This window comes from Oryzibacillus soli (assembly GCF_051594765.1).
Lineage (GTDB): Bacteria > Bacillota > Bacilli > Paenibacillales > NBRC-103111 > Paenibacillus_AR.
Genome location: NZ_JBPPGJ010000002.1, coordinates 410,997 through 430,582, shown reverse-complemented (window position 1 = coordinate 430,582; position 19,586 = coordinate 410,997). Strand labels below are relative to the sequence as shown.

General features: G+C 59.9%; 21 protein-coding genes. 12 read left to right on the top strand and 9 right to left on the bottom strand.

The annotated features are described in order from the left end of the window. Positions 1–7: 7 nt before the first annotated feature. On the bottom strand, positions 8–1,150 hold the full coding sequence (locus tag ACSEXW_RS03900) for a hypothetical protein (RefSeq protein ID WP_438444780.1): 1,143 nt from the start codon (positions 1,148–1,150) through the stop codon (positions 8–10). Beyond that, complete coding sequence (locus ACSEXW_RS03895) at positions 1,141–1,344, bottom strand: hypothetical protein (protein WP_438444779.1); 204 nt, start codon at positions 1,342–1,344, stop codon at positions 1,141–1,143. Before ACSEXW_RS03895 ends, ACSEXW_RS03900 begins: the two co-directional genes overlap by 10 nt. A 134-nt stretch (positions 1,345–1,478) precedes the next feature. Here ACSEXW_RS03895 and ACSEXW_RS03890 point away from each other — a divergent pair, with 134 nt between their 5' ends. From ACSEXW_RS03890 to ACSEXW_RS03870, 5 genes are all read left to right on the top strand, one after another. Next, positions 1,479–2,564, top strand: a complete 1,086-nt coding sequence (locus ACSEXW_RS03890; protein ID WP_438444778.1) for a glycosyltransferase family 4 protein — start codon at positions 1,479–1,481, stop codon at positions 2,562–2,564. Then, positions 2,557–3,384: a glycosyltransferase family 2 protein gene (locus ACSEXW_RS03885; protein ID WP_438444777.1), complete on the top strand. Its 828-nt coding sequence runs from the start codon at positions 2,557–2,559 to the stop codon at positions 3,382–3,384. Before ACSEXW_RS03890 ends, ACSEXW_RS03885 begins: the two co-directional genes overlap by 8 nt. A gap of 140 nt (positions 3,385–3,524) precedes the next feature. Next, a complete protein-coding gene (locus tag ACSEXW_RS03880) occupies positions 3,525–4,385 on the top strand; it encodes an inositol monophosphatase family protein (protein WP_438444843.1) in 861 nt (286 codons plus the stop codon). Between the two features lie 108 nt (positions 4,386–4,493). After that, a complete protein-coding gene (locus ACSEXW_RS03875; protein ID WP_438444776.1) occupies positions 4,494–5,036 on the top strand; it encodes an HXXEE domain-containing protein in 543 nt (180 codons plus the stop codon). 13 nt (positions 5,037–5,049) lie between these two features. Continuing rightward, positions 5,050–5,988 carry a hypothetical protein gene (locus ACSEXW_RS03870; protein ID WP_438444775.1) on the top strand — a complete coding sequence of 313 codons (939 nt, stop codon included), beginning with the start codon at positions 5,050–5,052 and terminating at the stop codon, positions 5,986–5,988. 51 nt (positions 5,989–6,039) lie between these two features. Here ACSEXW_RS03870 and ACSEXW_RS03865 read toward each other — a convergent pair whose 3' ends face one another. Continuing rightward, positions 6,040–8,523, bottom strand: coding sequence for a DNA topoisomerase 3 (locus tag ACSEXW_RS03865; protein ID WP_438444774.1), 2,484 nt, complete (start codon positions 8,521–8,523; stop codon positions 6,040–6,042). Positions 8,524–8,955: 432 nt separating this feature from the next. Then, positions 8,956–10,101, bottom strand: coding sequence for an AbrB family transcriptional regulator (locus ACSEXW_RS03860; RefSeq protein ID WP_438444773.1), 1,146 nt, complete (start codon positions 10,099–10,101; stop codon positions 8,956–8,958). Between the two features lie 295 nt (positions 10,102–10,396). Here ACSEXW_RS03860 and ACSEXW_RS03855 point away from each other — a divergent pair, with 295 nt between their 5' ends. The 4 genes from ACSEXW_RS03855 to ACSEXW_RS03840 all read left to right on the top strand — a co-directional run bounded on the left by ACSEXW_RS03855 (position 10,397) and on the right by ACSEXW_RS03840 (position 13,963). Beyond that, positions 10,397–11,371, top strand: a complete 975-nt coding sequence (locus tag ACSEXW_RS03855; protein WP_438444772.1) for a sugar kinase — start codon at positions 10,397–10,399, stop codon at positions 11,369–11,371. A 97-nt stretch (positions 11,372–11,468) separates the two neighbouring features. Next, positions 11,469–12,134, top strand: a complete 666-nt coding sequence (locus ACSEXW_RS03850; RefSeq protein WP_438444771.1) for a bifunctional 2-keto-4-hydroxyglutarate aldolase/2-keto-3-deoxy-6-phosphogluconate aldolase — start codon at positions 11,469–11,471, stop codon at positions 12,132–12,134. A 114-nt stretch (positions 12,135–12,248) separates the two neighbouring features. After that, positions 12,249–12,701, top strand: a complete 453-nt coding sequence (locus ACSEXW_RS03845; protein ID WP_438444770.1) for a MarR family winged helix-turn-helix transcriptional regulator — start codon at positions 12,249–12,251, stop codon at positions 12,699–12,701. 32 nt (positions 12,702–12,733) lie between these two features. Then, positions 12,734–13,963, top strand: coding sequence for an epoxide hydrolase family protein (locus ACSEXW_RS03840; RefSeq protein WP_438444769.1), 1,230 nt, complete (start codon positions 12,734–12,736; stop codon positions 13,961–13,963). A gap of 20 nt (positions 13,964–13,983) precedes the next feature. Here the strand turns inward: ACSEXW_RS03840 and ACSEXW_RS03835 are convergent, their stop codons facing one another. After that, positions 13,984–14,574, bottom strand: a complete 591-nt coding sequence (locus ACSEXW_RS03835) for a DUF421 domain-containing protein (protein WP_438444768.1) — start codon at positions 14,572–14,574, stop codon at positions 13,984–13,986. Between the two features lie 78 nt (positions 14,575–14,652). Next, a complete protein-coding gene (locus tag ACSEXW_RS03830) occupies positions 14,653–14,964 on the bottom strand; it encodes a hypothetical protein (RefSeq protein ID WP_438444767.1) in 312 nt (103 codons plus the stop codon). A gap of 196 nt (positions 14,965–15,160) precedes the next feature. Here ACSEXW_RS03830 and ACSEXW_RS03825 point away from each other — a divergent pair, with 196 nt between their 5' ends. Then, positions 15,161–15,676: a hypothetical protein gene (locus tag ACSEXW_RS03825; protein ID WP_438444766.1), complete on the top strand. Its 516-nt coding sequence runs from the start codon at positions 15,161–15,163 to the stop codon at positions 15,674–15,676. A gap of 90 nt (positions 15,677–15,766) precedes the next feature. Here the strand turns inward: ACSEXW_RS03825 and ACSEXW_RS03820 are convergent, their stop codons facing one another. From ACSEXW_RS03820 to ACSEXW_RS03810, 3 genes are all read right to left on the bottom strand, one after another. Then, the gene (locus tag ACSEXW_RS03820) at positions 15,767–16,396 is read right to left on the bottom strand and encodes an LbetaH domain-containing protein (protein ID WP_438444765.1); all 630 of its coding nucleotides are present in this window, start codon (positions 16,394–16,396) and stop codon (positions 15,767–15,769) included. A 106-nt stretch (positions 16,397–16,502) separates the two neighbouring features. Next, complete coding sequence (locus ACSEXW_RS03815; protein WP_438444764.1) at positions 16,503–17,075, bottom strand: xanthine phosphoribosyltransferase; 573 nt, start codon at positions 17,073–17,075, stop codon at positions 16,503–16,505. A 320-nt stretch (positions 17,076–17,395) separates the two neighbouring features. Continuing rightward, the gene (locus ACSEXW_RS03810; protein ID WP_438444763.1) at positions 17,396–17,662 is read right to left on the bottom strand and encodes a transposase; all 267 of its coding nucleotides are present in this window, start codon (positions 17,660–17,662) and stop codon (positions 17,396–17,398) included. Positions 17,663–17,841: 179 nt separating this feature from the next. On the opposite strand from ACSEXW_RS03810, the gene ACSEXW_RS03805 reads away from it, so the two are divergent. Together ACSEXW_RS03805 and efeO are read left to right on the top strand one after the other, a co-directional pair. Then, positions 17,842–18,546: a DUF554 domain-containing protein gene (locus ACSEXW_RS03805; RefSeq protein ID WP_438444762.1), complete on the top strand. Its 705-nt coding sequence runs from the start codon at positions 17,842–17,844 to the stop codon at positions 18,544–18,546. A 178-nt stretch (positions 18,547–18,724) separates the two neighbouring features. Next, a complete protein-coding gene (efeO, locus tag ACSEXW_RS03800) occupies positions 18,725–19,585 on the top strand; it encodes an iron uptake system protein EfeO (protein WP_438444761.1) in 861 nt (286 codons plus the stop codon). Position 19,586 lies beyond the last annotated feature (1 nt).

Below are 19,586 nucleotides of genomic sequence, written 5' to 3'. Positions count from 1 at the left end.
TGTTCCTTCATTTGCGGAAGTAGAGGCTCAGGGACAACCCGAAGCTTAAGGCGAACAGAATCGTAAACCACGTATACATCAGAACGCCTTGGGTGCTGTAGGAGATCACGGCAATCCCTGCGGCAGACGAAAATAAAAGAGCCAGGACGGCCCGGATGCTCCTGTCTTCCTGAAGCAGGCGCTGAGCCACCGCCGAGAAGGCCGAGATGCAGATATGCTCCAGGACGGTCAAGGAGATGAAGAGTCGTGACGGCAAAGCATGATGGAACACCAGAGCATTCACGGAGCCTGCGAACAGCATGGTGCCGAACCAGTAAGCGGCATACAGCAGGACAATTCGAAGCATCCACCGGGCGGAGGGACGCCCTTGGCCCCATAAGCTCAGGAGGACATTGATGAACGGCAGGGATAGCGTATAGATCATCTGTCCCCATGGCTTCAGCAGCGCAACCAGATCTCCGTTTCCATGCTGGAGTCTGACGCTTAGTATATCTGCGGAGCTGATGAGATAGACGCCCAGGTAGAAGGCGGCATACTTCCAGGCGCCGGTGAAGTCCGGCTTCCACGCAATTGGAGACCGCTGACGGAACCACACAGCCAGTGAGAAAAGAAGCATCAGGGTGTAGGCGATGGCTGTGCTTCCGATCATCGCCTGGGAAACGTCCCATTCGAGCACGGTTAAGAGCACGAGCAGACCCGATAAGCGCAGCACCTGTTCCGTCAAGCCGGCCAAGGCGGCGGCAGCAAGGCGCCCGCTGGACATCCAATAGCCCCTGACGCACTGATAGAAGAGATTGGCTGCCAGCAGATAGACCAGCAGGATCCATTGTCCAAGCGGCACGAGCAGGAGCAGCAGCGCCGATTCAGCGGCCCATACGGGCAGAATGGAGCAATAGGCATGGAGGACCGAATACCGCTTGAGCATAGCCAGGTATTGGGCAGCCATGGAGATGAACAGGGAAGTCGTAATCAGATTCAGGAGCCAGGAATTATGGCTCAGGTCGCCGCCTCCATCGCTCATCCGATAGACCAGAACCATAAAGGAGAACGTGAACAGGCTTGTTCCCCAGTCCAAAGCCACATACAACGAATGGTTCGCAAGGAGCATGCGGAGCCGTCTTCCCATACCCGCCATTCGAGTTATTGGCATGATTTCTTACTGCAGTTTCCCGGATTGGAGGGTTTGCCCCCGTAAACGTTCACGACATTCGTAATCGGATTCTGCTTATCGATGATATTGCTGGAGGAGTTGCCTCCTCCGGCATAGGCAGCCAGGGCTTGATAGGCTAAGGCGATACAGACGGCTAATAGGACGAGAAGCATGAATCGGCTTGCTCGATGCATTGGGAGTTCCCCCTATGGGCTTAGAATGGAAGGACCATCTTCACACATTATATCATTTTTTTCAGTGAGAGAATGGGCGAAAATGGTATAATAAAGTCGAAATTAATCGAATTACGGTTACAGGAGCCAATGGGATGAAACTATTGATGATGAGCTGGCGCGGTCCGAAGCATCCTAAGGCAGGAGGGGCCGAAATTTATACCGAGCGAGTGCTAGGGGGGCTTGCCGCAAGAGGATATGACGTGACCTGGTACAGTGCGGGTATGGAGGGCAGCAGGCCTGATTCCTACGGCGGCATTAAGCTGGAGTATGGCGCACAGGGGATGAGCGTGTATCCGGCGGGCTATGTGCATTCCTGGCTCGCAAGGAAGAAGTATGACCTGATCTTGGATCAGATCAATACCTTTGGTTTTATGACGCCGCTTGTGCCTCTTCAGGCAGCCAGAGTGGCCTTCATCCACCAGCTTGCTTACGAGGTGTGGAATTATGAGACGACGCCTCCTCTGAGTTGGATCGGCAGACCGCTGGAGAAAGCGTGTATCGCCGCCTACCGCCAGGTCCCCTTCCTCACCGTATCACCCAGCACACTGGAGGATCTGCTTCAAGCAGGATGGAAAGGGCCGCATGAGGTGGCCCCCAACGGAGTGGAGCTTGGCGCATGTATGCCGAAGACGGCCCATCCCACATTGGTGTTTTTGGCGCGGTTCGGTGCGAGAGCGAAGCGGCTCGAGCATGCCGTTCAAGCATTTCTCGCCGTTCGGGAGCAGTACCCCGATGCAGAGCTGCGAATCATAGGAAGAGGGGAGCCGCCGGCATACGTGCGGGAGACACCGGGGATCTCGATTTATCCGAATGTCAGCGACGGGGAACGAAACCGCCTGCTTGCCGAAGCCTGGTGCTGTGTGGCTACCAGTGTAAGGGAGGGGTGGGGACGTATGGTTCTGGAAGCGGCTGCCGTTGGCACGACATCCGTCGTATACCGGGTAGCGGGGCTTCGGGATGCGGTGCAGGACGGGAGAACGGGAATCGTCGTCCCCGAGGACCCGAAGGAAATGGCGAAGGCCGTGCTCCGCATCATCGGCGATCCGTCCTACCGGGACGCTCTATCCGCACAAGCCTATGAACTGGCGGGGGAGTATACATGGGAGCGCACCGTGGATATTTTTGATGGTTTTCTACAGCAGACTCTAGAGAGACACGGGAGGAACACACATGGATAGGGTAAGTGTCATTATTCCGGTCTACAATTCCATGCGCACGCTGAAGCGGTGTGTGGATTCCATTCTCGGGCAGAGCCGTCCTGTGTGCGAGATCATCCTTGCCGATAACGGGGGAACGGACGAAACCAGATCTTACTTCGCGGACTATCACCCGCTGGTCACTTATACCGATATGGGGGAGGGCATTACGTTCCCGCAAAAGAAAAATGCGACGGCCCGCCTGGCGCAAGGGGATTTCCTCCTGTTCATCGATTCGGACATGTACCTGGAGCCTGGCGTTGTAGAAGAATGTCTAAGGGAATGGAAGAAGGGCCACAGGGGAGTGATCATTCCCGAACGTTCCGTTGGAGAGGGCTTCTGGGCCCGCTGCAAGCGGCTGGAGCGGGATTGTTATTGGGGGGACCCGCTGGTGGAATCCGCAAGATTTGTGAGCAGGGAGGACTTCGAGCGGATCGGCGGCTATGACCCGGCCATGATAGCGGCGGAGGATATGGATTTTCATAACCGCATACTCGGCATCGGAACGGTGGGAAGAACCGGTTCCATCATTCTCCATGATGAGGGTAATCTTCAACTGAGCCGGACGGTGAAGAAGAAAGGCTATTATGGGGGCACCTTCGAGCCCTATAAGCGGAAGTACCCGGAGCTTGCAAGGAAGCAGTTCGGACCGTACCGGTTAATGGCCTTCGTCCGGAATTGGAGGAAGCTGCTGCGCCATCCTATTCTGACCGTCGGGGTGGGTTATATGAAGTGGAGAGAATTCAGAGCTTTTAAGAATCAGGAGAGACTTCAAGAATTGCGAACGGACATTCGCGGATAAGGCGAAGGAAAAGGCTGGGCATGTAAGCGCTTTTGTCAGAAGTGACGAGGATTTTTGGTGCATTCGCAAGTAGCTTTTCGGGTGCCGGATCACTTATACTGAATCTAAGAAACGATAGATAAGGAAATGAGTGGATGACAATGGCCAATGAAGAAAAACAGCCTTTTACCGTGGGCAGCAAAAGTTTCACGGCAGTTGCCATCAACACGGCAGCCAAAGCCGGCGAATGGATCAAGAGCAAACTGGGCGACTTCTCCAGCCTGAATATAAAAACCTCGCCCCAAGACCTGGTGACGGAGGTGGACAAGGGCTCCGAGCAGATGATTCGGAACCTGATCCTGACCCACTTCCCCCATCATTCCTTCCTGGGGGAGGAAGGCGTGGAGCCGGGAGCGGCGGCCTCGATCCAAGCCTTGGAGGAGGCCAGCGAAGCGGAGTACCTGTGGATCGTCGATCCGGTGGACGGCACCACCAACTTCGTGCATGGCTTCCCGTTCTTCAGCGTCTCCATCGCCTTGGCCTATAAGGGCGAGGTGGTGGTAGGGGTCGTGTATGACCCGAACCGCGACGAGCTGTTCGTGGCGGAGAAGGGCAAGGGGGCGTACGTTCATGGACGCCGCATGCAGGTGGACCGGGCGGAGAAGCTGTCGGACAGCCTGGTGGCGACCGGCTTCCCGCCGGACCGCAGCACGGCGCTGCGCAGCAACATGAAGGGGCTGGAGGCCATGGTGCCGCAGGTCCGGAACATCCGCTCCGGCGGATCCGCAGCCCTTCACCTGGCGTATGTGGCGGCAGGCCGGCTGTCCGGCTTTTGGGAGGTTGGCCTGAACGCGTGGGATATGGCGGCCGGGACCCTGCTCGTGCAGGAATCCGGGGGTAAAGTGACGGACACCCAAGGCCGACCTTACCACCTGGGCGTCCGCCATGTGGTGGCCAGCAACGGCAGCGTCCATGATGAGATGATTCACGTGCTGAAGGAAGCCGGAGGCACGGGAGAATAAGCGCATCGAGATTCAGAAGCCTCCAAGACCACCCGCGGTGGAATGGAGGCTTCTGTTTTGCGAAAGCCGGCGCGTGGTGCCGGGTACTGAGGGAGGGAGAGGTGGAGCATGCTGGAGGCGGTTAACGGAGCAATATCGACGGCAACGCTGATGTGGTTGTTCCCCGTGGTGTTCATGCTGCACGATTTCGAGGAGATTATCTTTATCGACGGGTGGTGGGAACGGCATGGCTCCGCCGTGCTTCCGAAGCTGCCGGCCCGGCTGCGTCCCCGTTTCTTAAGGATTGCGCAGATGACCTCGGCCCAGTTCGCCGTAGCGGTGCTGCTGGAGTTTATCTGCTTTATCCCGGTCACGTACGCAGCGGTGGAGCGGGGCTGGCTCTATCTGCTGCTTGCCGCAAACGCGGTGCTGTTCCTTCACGTCTTCACTCATGTCGGGCAATGGCTGTACCTCGGCCGCTATACGCCCGGCGTGGTGACGGCGGTACTGCTGGGAATTCCATATCCGGTCTATTTTTTCTACCGGCTGCTGCAGGAGGGGCTGATCGGGTGGGGGGACATCTACCGGAGCCTGCCTGCAGGGCTGCTGGTTATCCCGCTGGTGCTGTTGGGTCATGAGCTGGGTAGAAGGATCGCACCCAAGCGGACATAGGAGGGACGGGAAAATGAGCCGGAAACAGGCTAATCGGTTTGACTGGATCGCCTTCGCGGACTATTCCGGAGCGATGAGCCCGGCGGAGCAGCGGAAGCACATTGCTTGGGCCGTGGATGATGGCCTGGAGGCTCCGCGCGTGGTGCAGGGCATGACCCGGACGGAGCTGACGGAGGCTGCCGCAGCGTTCCTGCTCCGGGCGGATCGCGAGGGGAAACGGGTTATCCTGGGGTTCGATCACAATTACGGATTTCCGTGCGGGTTCCATGAGGCGGTTCACGGGGAGCGGCCCCGGGATTGGCGCCAGATGCTGGATGGCTTCGTCCGGACGGTGTGGCCGGATGGACGGTGGGAGCCGAAGGAGCTGGAGCGGTGGAAAGCCCGGGACTGGGCAAGGGACATGAACGAGCGGATTGCCCTGACACTGGGGGCGGCGGCCGGTCCCTTCTGGGGTACGCTCTTCGCCCGGCGGCCCGGGCCGGAGCTGTTCGCTCCGGATTACCGGCTTCCGGACGGAACGGTCTTCAGACTGCGGGAGCGCCGTCTGGCGGAGGAACGCCTGCGGCGGCTGAAGCCGGCCTATCAGCTGGGCGGGATCGGGACGGTGGGGCAGCAGTCGCTCTACGGGCAGCTGCACCTGTACGGGCTCTTGGAACGGTGCCGGGCCGAAGGAGTTCCGCTGCACGTATGGCCCATGGACGGAACGGAGGTTCCGGAGGATCATCATGTGCTGGCGGAGGTGTACCCGTCCATGCACCATGCCAGGGAGGACGGCCCCCGGACCGATGCGGGAGACGCGCTGGCCTGCGTGAGATGGCTCCGGACGGCGGACCGCTCCGGGGAGCTGGCCGGGCTGATGACGCCGGTCTTCACGCCGGAGGAGCGGGAGCGGGTGCGCTTGGAGGGCTGGGTGCTGGGCCTGCTGCCGCATGAGTGGAGCAAAAAGCCTTGAATCCCGGCTGGGGCCGTGGGATTCAAGGCTTTTTTTGGCGTCGGCGGCGGACTAGCCGCGCACCAGCTCCAGCGTGCCGGCGGCCGGGTCCCGGAGGACCAGCCGGCCGCCGCCCTCGGCGGGGCCCAGCTCCGCCTGGCCCCGGGCGAGGAGGCTGCGGACCATGTCGTCCGACAAGGGAAACCCGAATGGGGTTTCCTTCCAGAGGACGAAGCCGCAGCCTTGCCGGAAGTGGGCGCAGCCGTAGCCGGTGCGGCCGAAGATGATGCGGCCGCCGCAGCCCGGGCGCGGGCAGGCGCCCAGCGCGGCGCGCTCGGCGGCGGGGCGCGGCGCCTCGGCGGGCGCCGGCGCAGGCACCGCGGCGCGAGCCGGCGCTCTGGCGGCGGGCGCACCGCTGGCCGCTGCCTCGCCGCCTGCCGCAGCGGCACCGCCGGCGGCGCTCCGCCGCTTGCGCGCGGGCGCCTCGCCAGCGGCTGCGGCTGAGCCCGGCTCCGCGGCGCCGTCGCCAGCGGCCTTGCTGCGCCGTGTCCGCGCCGGCTGCTTCGCTGCGCCCTCGGCGCCCTCCGCGTCGCCAGCCGCCGCTCCGCGCTTGCCGCGGCCCTTCTTCGCCGGCTCCTCCGGCTTCGCGAAGAGCGCCCGGTCGGCGCGGGCCTGCACCCGCACCTTATTAATGATCAAGCGGGCGAAGGCCTGCACCTTCTCCATGAACGCATCCTTCGACGCCTTCCCTCTCGCAATCTCGTTCAGGCGCCGCTCCCACTGCCCGGTCATCTCCGGGGAGGTCAGGAGATCGACGCCGGCGCCGCGGATCAGCTCCACGGCGGACCGGCCCTTCGGCGTGATCATGATCCGCTTGCCCTGCATGGTCACGTAGCCGACATTCTTCAGCCGCTCGATGGTGGCCGCCCGGGTGGCCGGCGTACCGAGGCCCGAATCCTTCATGGCATCGCGCAGCTCGTCGTCCTCGATGGACTTGCCGGCGCTCTCCATGGCCTTCAGCAGGGTGCCCTCGGTGTAATGCTTGGGCGCCGCCGTTTCCTTTTCCTTCACGGCCGCATCCGAGCAGAGAACCGGCGCCTCCGGATCGATCCGGAAGGGGGTATCCACCTCCACCTCGAGATCGGAGGTTCCCGAAGCTCCGGGCGCGTCGGCGTCACCGGAGTCTTCTTTTTCCTTGTCGCCGTCCTTGGCCTTGCCGCCCTTGCCCTTCGTTTCCTTCGGCTTCTTCATATCCGGGTAGAGCACCTTCCAGCCGAGAGCCAGAAGCTCCTTGACGGTGGTCTTGAACCGGTCCTCCCCGATTTCGGTCAGGACGGTGTGGACCTTGTACTCCGCCGCCGGATAGAAGTGGGACAGGAAGCGGCGCACCACCAGATCGTACAGCTTCTGCTCGTCCGGCGTTAAGCCCGACGGCCGCTTGGCCGTGGGCAGGATGGCGTGGTGATCCTCGACTTTGGCAGGATTGCAGACGAATTTGTTGTTCGGGTGCACGAGCCCCTTGTTGGCCTGCCGGGCATAGTCCCCGTAATCGGTGGAGCCCTTCAGCACCTCCAAGGACTTGTGCATCTCCGGGATGTTCTCCGGATTCACATAGTTGGAATTGGTCCGGGGGTAGCTGATGACCTTGTGCTTCTCGTACAGGGCTTGGGCCGTGTCGAGCGTTTTTTTGGCGGAGAAGCCGTATTTGCCGTTGGCCTCCCGCTGCAGGAGCGTCAGGTCGTACAGCTTATAGGGAAACTCCTTCGTGTCCTTGACCTCGTAGGAGGCCACCTTGCCGGTCTTGCCCTTGACGCGCCGGACGACCTCCTCGGCCTTGTCCTTCTGGTTGAAGCGGTCCCCCTGCCACATGCCCCGGTAGGCGGTATCCCCCTGAGCGAAGGAGCCCTCCACCTCATAGAACTTCTCCGACGAAAAAGCCTCGATCTGCTTCTGACGGTCATAGATCAGGGCCAATACGGGCGTCTGCACCCGGCCGACGGACAGGAGCTCGTTGTGCTTGGTGGTGAAGGCGCGGGAGCCGTTCATCCCGATCAGCCAGTCCGCCTCGCTGCGGGCTCGGGCCGCTTGGGTCAGGTTCTCGTACTCGGAGCCGTCCTTGAGCTCGGCGAAGCCCCGGCGGATGGTCTCCGCCGTCAGGTCGGAGATCCACAGGCGCTGGACGGGCTGGCGCAGCTTCAGGTGCTGCTGGATGTAGCTGAAGATCAGCTGCCCTTCGCGCCCCGCATCGCAGGCGTTGACGACACGGTCGCATTTTTTGGCCACCTCGGCGATGACCTTGAGCTGGTCCTTGGTCTTGTAGTTCGGCAGCAGCTTGAACGTGTCCGGAATGATGGGGAGGTCCCCGAAATTCCACTTCTTGTAGCGGTCGTCGTAATGGTCCGGCTCCGCCAGCCCGATCAAGTGGCCGATGGCCCAGGTGATGATGTACTGCTCGCCTTCTATATAAGTGCGGTTATTCTTGGCCTTCGGCTCCAGGACGGAGGCGATGTTGCGGCCCATATCCGGTTTTTCGGCGATGATTAAGGTGCGGCTCATGGAACGTCAACCCCGGTTTCTTCTTTAGGATCTTGCTGAAGTCATCATAGCTGGTATTGCGGCGGCCGGATACTTGGTATTTCTGGTTGGAAGCCGGCTAGTTAGATGATACAGGGGGAGGGAGGAGGAGTAAAGAGACTTTCGATTCATCAGCGGCATAAGGGAAAGCACTCCGTTAATCTTCGGTTACTTTTGCTCCATTGGGCGAATAAGGGAAAAAGCTCCGCTATTCCAGCGATTTTATCGCATGATTGTCCTCTTAGCCCTCATTAACGGAGTTTTATCCGTTATTTGCTGCAAATCCTCCGATAGGAGGAGGAATAGCGGAGTTTTTTTCACTAATATGTGGGGGTCGCAGCCGGGTTGTTTCCGCCTACACCCTGTATGCTTGCCCGGAGTCATAATCGCTTCCTATCTGTCGAGTAGGTACGCTTACGTATTCGCTTCTCCGGGAGCTGTCCGCTGTTCCAGTCTGCGCAGCGCCGCCTTGACGATGTAAGGGGCGATGAACAGCACGAAGAGGATGCGGAACATCTGATACGCCACGATGATGGACAGGTCCGCATGGACGAGGGCGCCCGTGAGCCCCATCTCCGTCATGCCGCCCGGTGCTGCACCCAGGAAGGCAGTGGCGAAGGACATGGGATGCCACAGCGTCAGCACATAGCCGACTCCCATGGAGAAGACGACGATCCCCACTCCGCCCAGAATGGCGTAGGGGAGAAGCTTCCTCCAATTGGACAGGGAGGACAGGCTCGTGTTGACGCCCATGTGAGCTCCGACCATGACTTGGGCCATAATGATGACCAGGCCCGGCAGCTTGGGGGCCGTCATGCCCGAGACGCAGAGGACGGCCGTGGCCAGCATGGGCCCCAGCATGTAGGGGGTGGGCAGATGAATCCGTGGGGCGAGCCACAGCATGAGGCCAACCGCCAGCACAATCCATGCCGCATCGGCGGTGAGCCACAGCCCTGCCGCATCCACCGCCGCCCCAACTGGACTACCCGCCGTAGCACCTGTCGTATCTACCACCGCTGCACCCGCCGCATGCACCGCTACTCCGGCTGCATCCGCGCCTCCGCTGGAGGCTAGGCCGTGTACGGCCAGGAAGGGCACGATGAAGATGACGGCCATCAGCCGTACGGTCTGCATGAAAGTCACGACGGTCAGGTCGGCGTCCTTGATCTCATCGGTCAAGGCCACCATCTGGGACAGCCCTCCGGGTATGCTGCCGATCAGGCCGGAGGCCGCTGATATGCCGGTGCGCAGCGAGGTGATCCAGCCCAAGGCCAGCGCCATGCCCACCGTCGCCAACGTAGCAGCCGCCATGGATGGCAGCTGGGCGGCAATCTGGATGGCGACTCCCGCCGTGAAGGTGCCGCCCATCATGTAGCCCAGCAGGGCCAAGCCTGCATTCCGCAGCCTGCCCGGCCATTCAGCCTTGCGGCCAAAGGCTTCCCGCCACAAGAGAAGCGAGGTCATCGGGCCCAGCATCCAGGCCAGCGGGATGTGCAGCAGCTGAAAAACGCCGCCGCCCGCCAAGGCGACCAGCAGCGTCATAATATTCGTTCGGTTCATCGAAACACCTGCTCTCCAAGATACGTCTTCTTACGATACCATACCCGCCGGAGAGATGGGGAAGCTTTTGTCGGATAGAGGAGGGGGACATTGTTGCAAACGGTAAAAAGTATTACAATAAACGAAACCTTTCAATATCTCTCCATCCAGGAGGGGAAAAGTGTGGTACAATACATGTTGGGCTTGGCATCAAGCCTTTAGAATTAAGGATTGTTCACGTGTTCCGTCAGTAAACCGGCGGTCATAATCATCGTCGCGCACCGGCGCCGACGCGGAAATGGATGGAGATAACGAGATGACAAAAGCCAACGAGCAACAGCTTTTTGTACCGGAAATGATTACGTTCGGAGAGTCCATGGCGCTCATGATGCCGGTCGGCACCAAAGGGATCGAGTATTCCGCCACCTTCGATAAATCCTTCGGCGGTGCGGAGAGCAACGTAGCCATCGGCGTGGCGCGTTTGGGCCACCGCTCCGGCTGGTTCGGCCGGTTGGGCAAGGATCCCCTGGGCCGCATGATTCAGAAGCGGATCCGCGGCGAAGGCGTGGACGTCTCCCGGGTGGAGCTGACCACGGAAGCCCCGACGGGACTGATGTTCCGCGAGGTGGTATCCGGCAAGTCCTCGGTTTATTACTACCGGAAGAATTCTGCGGCGAGCCACATGCGCCCGGAACACTTGGATGAAGAATACATCAAGCAGGCCAAAATCCTGCACGTCACCGGCATCACCGCCGCGCTGTCCCTGACCGCCCGCGAGACGCTTCGCGAAGCGGTGCGCCTGGCCAAGAAGAACGGCGTGAAGGTATGCTTCGACCCGAACCTGCGTCTGAAGCTGTGGACCATCGAGGAAGCGCGCGAGACTCTGCTGCCTCTGGCCGAAGAAGCGGACTTCTTCATGCCGGGGTTGGACGAGTTGAAGCTGCTCTATCAAACCGAGAGCTTCGATGAGATCATCGCCCGCCTGCAGAAGCTCCCCGGAGTGTCCATCGTCAAGGGAGGCGAAGACGAGACGTATCTGGTGGAGAAGGACAAGGTGACGGCCGTACCGTTCTTCAAAGCGGACAAGGTCGTCGACACGGTAGGTGCAGGCGACGGCTTCTGCGCCGGCTTCCTCGTCGGCGTGCTGAAGGGCTATGAGCTGCTGGAGGCTGTGCGCCTGGGGAACCTGATGGGCTCTATGGTCGTGCAGATGGAAGGCGATTGGGAGGCGCTCCCGACGTGGGAGGAAGCCGAAGCGAAGCTCCAGAATAAAGGCCATGTCGAGCGGTAATTCTAGGGAAGGCGAACGGAATGCCTCCGGCATGTAACTATAAACGGCAAGCCCTCTCGTTCTACGGGGGCGCCATAAGAAAGCGGGAGAATCGAATATGAAGAAGATCAAACTTATCCAGCAAATCAGCCAAGAGGGCGTCGTTGCCGTACTCCGTGCCGATACAGCGGAAGATGTCGTACGTATGGCCGAGCATGCCATCGAAGGCGGCATCAAGGTCATCGAGATCACCATGACCGTGCCGTTCGCGCTCCGCGCCATCGAGACGCTGGCCACCAAATACTCCAGCACCGCCACCGACCCGTCCAAGTACGCGATCATCGGCGTAGGCACCGTTCTCGATCCGGAAACCGCACGCGCGGCTATCCTGGCCGGCTCCGAGTTCGTCGTCGGTCCGTGCCTGAATCCCGAAACCGTGAAGCTGTGCAACCGGTACCGGGTTCCGGTAATGCCGGGCGTCATGTCCATCAAGGAAATCCAGGAAGCGCTGGAGCTGGGCGTGGATATCGTCAAGCTGTTCCCGGGCAACGCTTACTCCCCGTCCATGATCAAGGCGATCAAGGGCCCGCTGCCCCAAGCCAACGTCATGCCGACCGGCGGCGTATCCCTCTCCAACCTGGCCGAGTGGATCAAAAACGGCGCATCCGCCGTGGGCATCGGCTCCGACCTGACCACCGACGCCGTGAAGACCGGCGACTACAGCCTGATCACCAAGAAGGCTGCCGAGTATGTCGCTGCCTTCCAAGCAGCCAAAGCCAAATAATCTCCAGCCCGAACAACCCCCGGACGGCCGAGCGCAACTGCTCGGAGAGGGCCGGGGGTTTTTTTATCCGCATTTATATTAGACATTTATATAAGTTGATAATATAATGGTTGCATGGATAAACAATCTAACCCAACCGAATTGAATGTCGCCGAATTCGCCCTGATATTTGAGGAGCTGACGCGGATCATCATCCGACTGCCGTCCACCGCTAAGCTCAGCTTCACGACCTTGTCCGTTCTGCACACCCTGTCCCGCAAGAGCCCTATGCGGCTTACGGAGCTGACGGCGAACGAGCAGGTTACGCAGTCCGCCATTACACAATTGGTCACCCGCCTGGAGAGGGACGGACTTGTGGAGCGCCGGCCGGATCCAACTGACGGCAGGGTTGTTCAAGTCCATCTTACCGAGCGAGGGCTCGAGGTCGTGCATTCGCGGCGGATGGACCGGATTGCCGGGCTCTCCAGATTCATGGAGGGACTCTCGCAAGAGGAGAAAATGGCCATTGCCGCCGCTTTACCCGCCATGAAGCACCTGGTTGAACGCGGAAGCGTTCCGCAGTCTTGAATGCCTATCTTGCATGTTAGGAGGAATCGTTAGTGGAGATAACCGACCGATTTTCGTTGGAGCCCCGTCCGATCCGGGTGTCGGAGGAGGTGCTGGAGGATCTGCACCGCAGACTGGTTTCCACCAGATGGCCGGCGGACGCCGGCAATGGCGACGGGTATTACGGAGTGAAGCGGAGCCAGCTCCAAGAGCTTGTCGAATATTGGATCCACTCCTTCGATTGGCGGCGATCCGAGCAGGCGATTAATGCCTATGAGCACTATCAGGTTCAGGTGAACGGCGTTCCGGTGCACTTCATGCGGAAGGCCGGGGTCGGACCCAAACCCGTGCCCTTGATTCTATCCCACGGCTGGCCATGGACCTTCTGGCATTGGTCCAAGGTCATCGATCCCTTGGCGGATCCGGCCGCATTCGGAGGCGATGCGGCAGATGCCTTCGACGTCATCGTGCCCTCTCTTCCGGGCTACGGATTCTCCGCGCCGCTGCCGAATCACCCGGATATGAACTTCTGGAAGATCGCGGATCTATGGCATACCCTGATGACGGATATTCTCGGCTATACCCGGTATGCGGCCGGTGGCTGCGACGTAGGCGCGCTGGTCACAGGGCAGCTCGGGCACAAATACGGCAGCGAGCTCTACGGCATCCATATCGGTTCCGCCCTGAAGCTGAGCTTCTTCAATGGAGAACGCGGCTGGGATCTGGCGGCGGGCCGTCCCATACCGGACGGCATTCCCGAGAGCATACGGTCTCAGATTCTCCAGATGGACCGAAAGTTCGCTTCACACCTTGCCGTCCACGTGCTGGATCCCGGCACCCTGGCCTATGGGTTGAGCGATTCGCCGGTCGGTATGCTGGCCTGGATCCTGGAGCGGTGGGACCGCTGGAGCGATCATAAGGGGAATGTGGAGAATGTCTTCACGAAGGATGACCTCCTGACGCACGCCACCATCTTTTGGGTGAACAATGCCATCGAAACCTCCATGCGCATCTATGCCAACAACAACCGTTATCCCTGGACCCCGGCCCATGACCGCTGGCCGGTTGTGGAGGCGCCTGCCGGAATCACCTTTGTGGGTTATGAGAATCCTCCGGGAGTCATCACGGAGAACCGCGTGAAGCATTTTCTGGAGAGCGATCGAGCGCCCTGGTATAACCACGTGAATATTTCAGCCCATGAACAAGGCGGGCACTTCATCCCCTGGGAGGCTCCGGACCTGTGGGTGGAGGATCTGAGCCGCACTTTCCGGGGGCGCCGGTAAGTACAATGGAGCCGCATGCTTTAGGCATGGGCTCCATTATTTTGCTCCGGTTGGGCGTCAGGCTGTGGTTGCGAATGGTCAGCAGGGTCCGGATTGGGGCGGGCGGGCAGCAGGTTATACCGGACCAGCAGGTTTTCCAGTTCGCCGGCCGTCAGGGGCTTGGCGTGGGGATACAGCTCGAAGCCCAGCTCGCCGTTCATCTCAATGGTGCCGACGCGGACCTCGGACAGACTCGAGATCCCCTTCTGGCGCAGGCGCATATTCAATTGGTGGTAGGTGATGCGCATCTTCTGCAGCATCCGTTCATCAGCCTGTCCGTCCCGGATGACCACGACGGGGTCTCCGGACAGCCATTTTTGAACCACTGTGAATTTCAGCTCCAGCCATTCCAGCAGCACCAGCGTGATCAGGAACAAGGCCACGGCGGCAGCCGATCTCCAGATCCGGTGCTCGATGATGCCCATAGACAGGAGCTCGCCGATGGAGATCATGATGACAGTGGTGGAAACAGTCATCTGGGCGATGGACTTTCTTCCCGACAGCCGCATCAGCGTGATTCCAATCAGAACGGTCACCGCACACTTCCATACTAAGCCCCAGCTGATATCCACCGCCGCAGCACTCCTTGTACGAAGAATGCTACTAGTTTATCCCAAGGGGAGGGTGAACATCCCATATAGGGTATAGGGCTATTTTCCATGGACTGTGCCGAGGAATGATACGAACAGCTCCTTTCTCTTGTGATACTCCGGGGAATCGGAGGGCAGCATGCCGCATGCGTACTCGATCTCGATCTTCCGTCCGAACCAGACCCGACGGGTGCGCTTGGCCCCGCAGTCCACACAGTTGAAGCCGCAGCCATCGCTGGTATGTTTCCATTGGGCTTTGAAGGCGCCTAAGGCGCGGGCCTCCGCAGCATTCTCCGTTATCCAAGGGGCGAAGGGGGATAGCAGCAGCAAGAGAGCCGCCATGACAAGGACGGCTTTTTTTGCCTTTTTCACAACACCAACTCCCAATTCGGGCCTCCGTCTACCCCGTTAATCATTCATATAATTAATGGATTCTCCATTCAGTCATCGTTCCCTTTGCGCACTGGCAAATATTTTCAGGCACAGGGGCAAACGCCCAGCCCATGGGTAGATGCCGTCATATACTGGGAGGGAAATGAGTCAAACGCACAGGAAGGACGATGATGATATGTACCGTCAAAACCCTATTCAGAACCTGATCGGCGACCTCTTCGGCTATCCCTCGACCCCCGGGCAGCCGGGCGGCTTTCCCGGTGGTGTTCCGGGCGGCTTCCCCGGCGGCGGCGTTCCGGGCGGAGTCTTCCCTGGCGGGGGCTACCCAGGCTTTCCCGGCATTCCCGGACCCGGCCCGATGCCGGGTCCAGGTCCGGTAGGCCCCGGCCCGATTGGGCCCGGCGTCCCGGGTCCCGGCGGTGTCCACGGCCAGGCTCCGACGGGCGCGCCGCCCAGCTTCGTTCCCCCGAAGCCGGGAGGAACCGGCTTCTCCGTCCAGGCGGTGAACCCGGGCGCCATCTCCGCCTGCCGGTTCCGCTACGTGTACATCTGGCAGAGCAACGGGGACAGCTACTGGGCCTATCTCACCTTCGTAGGTCGCAACTCCGTAGCCGGCTATCGCTGGATCGGCTTCACTTGGGTGTACTTCGGCCTGGACCTGCGATTCATCGACCAGTTCTACTGCTACTGATTCGCCCGATGGGCCGGCAGCTTCCGAACGCCAGCAAGCCTCCAGCTCCCGTATTCCGCGGGGGCGGAGGCTTGTGCCGTTCCGGAGGGGTCAAAAGGCAAGCGGCGTACACGCTTGATAGCTTTTGCCCACCCGTTCATAGAAATCGACGACCTGCGCATTCAAGCCCCGGAAGGCTTCGGGTACGGGCGGGAGGGCATCCGCTTCCGATTGCTGCCAGACGGCCTGCCCGGGAGCCACGAACCGCCCGTCGGGGATGACCACTTTATTGGTGACCACCGCCCCGTGCATGATGACGCAGTCCCGCCCGATCCAAGCTCCGTAGATCGAGGCGTGCTGGCCGATAAAGGTATTGCGGCCGACGAACAGGGGGCCATGGGCTGCCGCGTGGTGAAGAATGCTCACCTTTTCTTCGATGTAGACCCCATAAGGGAAGCCGTTGACCTCGATGGTCTCCCCAGGATGGCAGTGGATCAGGACGAAGTCCTGAATGTTCGTGCGGGGACCGATCCAATAAGGCCCCATGGAGGCATCGGCCCGGATGATGTTGTGGAACCCAATGAACACGTCGTCGCACACCGTCACATTGCCGACCACCAGGGATCCTGCGCCCAAGACCGCCGTGCCGCTGATGCTGGGAACCACCGGACAAGGGGCTTCCTTCACCGGGGGATTGGACCAGATGATCTGCTGCAGCGGATAGATTCCGTAAGACTTCACCTTCGCATCACTCCTCTCCCTAGAACATATTGATGGGGCAGTGGAGTCATGCGCATCCATAGGAAAAAAGCCCTCCCGGATCCGGGAGGGCTTGCTTCGGCTCGACTTATTCCGCGAACCGGACGGTGCCGTTCTCAAGAGAGGCGACGCGGGCTAAGGACTCCACGCGGTAGCCCGCTTCCTTCAGCTTGTCCGCCCCTTGCTGGAAGGACTTCTCGATGACAATGCCGATGCCCGCTACGCTGGCGCCGGCCTGCTCGACGATCTTGGCCAGGCCGAAGGCGGCTTCTCCATGGGCCAGGAAATCGTCGATGATAAGCACGCGGTCTCCGGGCTTCATATATTTCTTCGAGACGGTAATCTCATTGGTTTCCTTCTTCGTGAAGGAGAAGACCTTCTCGACGAAGATATCGTCCCGAAGCGTCAGAGACTTCTGCTTTCGGGCGAAAATCATGGGCACATGCATCACCAGGCCGGCCATAATGGCAGGGGCGATGCCGGAGGATTCAATGGTCAGAATCCGCGTAACGCCCTCCTCGGCGAACAGGCGGGCGAACTCCTTGCCGATCTCCATCATCAGGACGGGATCCATCTGGTGGTTCAGGAACGAGTCCACCTTCAACACCTGGTCGGACAGCACGATGCCTTCGTCCGTAATCTTCTGCTTCAACAAATCCATGATCGGATCCCCTTTCTCGTAAGCTAGCAATGCCCCGATTATACCGTTATAGGCACGTAGAGGGAAGGGGGGAGCATGGCGATTTTCCGACAAGCGGAAAAAGAGCCTCCGACTGCATATGCAGACCGGAGGCCGGTAAGGATTAGTGCTTCTTCATGTCCAGACGGTCGGCCTTGGATTGAGCCTCGCGGGCCTGCTCCGTGCCCTTGCCGGTTTCATCGGCCTTGGACTGGAGCTCCTAGGCCTTCAACTTACGGTCAGACGGATGGGATCCGTTCCCCATGGTTCTCAGCTCCTTTTCATTGGAAGAAGAGATCGTTCTACTGATCCCCTCGGCGGTAATTGAAGTGCTTGGTATAGTCATCCTTCCGCGTGACGGTCTCCCGGTAGCGGGGGTCCGGCGTCCAGCCGGTGTGGGTGTCATGGGCCAAGCCGACCAGCTTCCATTCGGTGGTGCCAAGCTGCGGATCGGCAGGGAACAGCTCGCCCCGGCTCAGGTATACCTCGCGGCCCCATTCGTTCTGGTACACACCGTCCGTTTCCACAGGCTCTCCGGACATGGGCTCCATGCGTTGTTGTTCGGACACGGCGAAACCCTCCTTATTGGGAAGTGAACTGCTCCGCCTGCGGCGGCCAGACCGGACAGGCGTCAGCACTTAGAGTTCCCCTTCAGCTCAAAAATCATGAAATGGCCATTTTACCAATGTGCCGCACTACCGGGAAAAAGGTATAATGGGGAGATCAGGAGGGAGGATCTGCATACGAGATGGTTCTACTGGGCACCATAGTCAACACATTATCCATTCTGGCCGGCGGTATTCTGGGACTGGCCCTGCCGAAGCTGTCCCAAGGCATCCGCACCACGGTCATGCAAGGGCTCGGCTTGGCCGTAGCCATACAGGGCATCATGATGGCACTGAAGACGAACAACCTGCTGATCGTTATCGGCAGTCTGGTGCTGGGCGGCGTGCTGGGGGAACTCATGAAGGTGGAGGCGGGCTTGGAGCGCTTGGGCCAATGGCTCGAGCGGGTGGTCAGCTCCCGGGCCAAGGGGCGGGTAGCCGAAGGCTTCGTCACCACGACCCTGCTGTTTTGCGTCGGGGCCATGGCCATTCTGGGCTCCATCGACAGCGGCGTGCGGCACAACCACGACATGCTCTACACCAAGTCGGTGCTGGACGGCTTCGCATCGATTATTTTTGCCTCCACGCTGGGGGTAGGGGTGCTGTTCTCCTCGCTGCCGATACTGTTGTACCAGGGGACGATCGCGCTCAGCGCTACCTTCATCACGTCGTGGATCGATCCAGCCATGCTGGACGCCATTACGGCTGAGATTACCGCCGTCGGCGGCATTCTGATCATCGGTATCGGCATTAACATGCTGGAGATCAAGAAGATCAACGTAGCGAATCTGCTTCCATCGGTGCTGGTAGCGTCGTTCCTGGTGCCGCTGGTAGCGTGGATAACATAGAGTTGCAGGAAGGAAGTCCGCTTGCCCTTAGGGGGAGGCGGGCTTTTTTTTGTGCGGTCACGGAGTCTTAGAGCGATTCTTATATAAAAAACGGTTGCGTAACGAGCGGTCATCCTTTACATTTGAATGAGAATGATTTTTATTATCAATTACATACATATGAAGGAGTTGTCCCGTCTTGTTCCGTAAAAGCCCCACAACCGCTATTCTGACCGTTGTTCTTGGCAACGCGCTGCTGCTGTCCGCCTGCGGGAGCAGCTCTGACCATAAGGAGCATGAAGCCGCTGCGTCCGCCGCCCCGGTGAAGCTCAGCGAAGGCATGGAGAAGGCCATCGCCGAATACCGGAAGTATGTCGTCGACGAAGCCAGCCAGTTCGTGAAGGAAACGGACGCTTTCGTCAAGGCGTTCAAGAGCGGGGATCTGGAGACGGCCAAGAAGCTGTACCCGACCACCCGGATGCACTTCGAGCGCATCGAACCTATTGCGGAGTCCTTGGGCGACTTCGATCCGTGGATTGACGCCCGTGAGAATGACGTGCCGGAGAACGAATGGCGCGGCTTCCACAAGCTGGAGAAGGCTCTGTGGGTGGATGGCAAAGCGGCAGGCTATGAGAAGGTCGCCGATCAGCTCCTGACTGACGTCCAGCTTCTTCGGGTTAAGGTGGACGGAGTGGAGATCGAGCCGGCCCTCTTGGTCACCGGAGCCGTCGAGCTTCTGAACGAGGTCTCCTCCAGCAAGGTGACCGGGGAAGAGGAGCGTTACTCCCATACGGATCTGTATGATTTTGCCGCCAATGTGCAGGGGGCGGAGCAGATTTTTAAGGTGCTGCGCAGCGAGCTGGACAAGAAGGATGCAGCCCTGTCCAAGTCCATCGAGACCAAGTTCGCCGAGCTGGACAAAGCGTTGGCTGCGTACCGTCAAGGCACCGATTATAAGCCTTACACCGAGCTGAAGCCGGAGGACACCAAGACGTTGAGCCAGAAGCTGGACGCCCTGGCAGAGCCGCTGTCTCAGCTGGGCAAGGTACTGGAGGGTTGAC

What these genes read in the sequence shown, in the direction of transcription:
- ACSEXW_RS03855 (WP_438444772.1), top strand. Translation starts at nt 10,397, where the DNA reads ATGACAAAAGCCAACGAGCAACAGCTTTTTGTACCGGAAATGATTACG.
- ACSEXW_RS03900 (WP_438444780.1), bottom strand. Translation starts at nt 1,150, where the DNA reads ATGCCAATAACTCGAATGGCGGGTATGGGAAGACGGCTCCGCATGCTC.
- ACSEXW_RS03875 (WP_438444776.1), top strand. Translation starts at nt 4,494, where the DNA reads ATGCTGGAGGCGGTTAACGGAGCAATATCGACGGCAACGCTGATGTGG.
- ACSEXW_RS03850 (WP_438444771.1), top strand. Translation starts at nt 11,469, where the DNA reads ATGAAGAAGATCAAACTTATCCAGCAAATCAGCCAAGAGGGCGTCGTT.
- ACSEXW_RS03815 (WP_438444764.1), bottom strand. Translation starts at nt 17,075, where the DNA reads ATGGATTTGTTGAAGCAGAAGATTACGGACGAAGGCATCGTGCTGTCC.
- ACSEXW_RS03865 (WP_438444774.1), bottom strand. Translation starts at nt 8,523, where the DNA reads ATGAGCCGCACCTTAATCATCGCCGAAAAACCGGATATGGGCCGCAAC.
- ACSEXW_RS03895 (WP_438444779.1), bottom strand. Translation starts at nt 1,344, where the DNA reads ATGCATCGAGCAAGCCGATTCATGCTTCTCGTCCTATTAGCCGTCTGT.
- ACSEXW_RS03880 (WP_438444843.1), top strand. Translation starts at nt 3,525, where the DNA reads ATGGCCAATGAAGAAAAACAGCCTTTTACCGTGGGCAGCAAAAGTTTC.
- ACSEXW_RS03890 (WP_438444778.1), top strand. Translation starts at nt 1,479, where the DNA reads ATGAAACTATTGATGATGAGCTGGCGCGGTCCGAAGCATCCTAAGGCA.
- ACSEXW_RS03845 (WP_438444770.1), top strand. Translation starts at nt 12,249, where the DNA reads ATGGATAAACAATCTAACCCAACCGAATTGAATGTCGCCGAATTCGCC.
- ACSEXW_RS03825 (WP_438444766.1), top strand. Translation starts at nt 15,161, where the DNA reads ATGTACCGTCAAAACCCTATTCAGAACCTGATCGGCGACCTCTTCGGC.
- ACSEXW_RS03870 (WP_438444775.1), top strand. Translation starts at nt 5,050, where the DNA reads ATGAGCCGGAAACAGGCTAATCGGTTTGACTGGATCGCCTTCGCGGAC.
- ACSEXW_RS03805 (WP_438444762.1), top strand. Translation starts at nt 17,842, where the DNA reads ATGGTTCTACTGGGCACCATAGTCAACACATTATCCATTCTGGCCGGC.
- ACSEXW_RS03860 (WP_438444773.1), bottom strand. Translation starts at nt 10,101, where the DNA reads ATGAACCGAACGAATATTATGACGCTGCTGGTCGCCTTGGCGGGCGGC.
- ACSEXW_RS03885 (WP_438444777.1), top strand. Translation starts at nt 2,557, where the DNA reads ATGGATAGGGTAAGTGTCATTATTCCGGTCTACAATTCCATGCGCACG.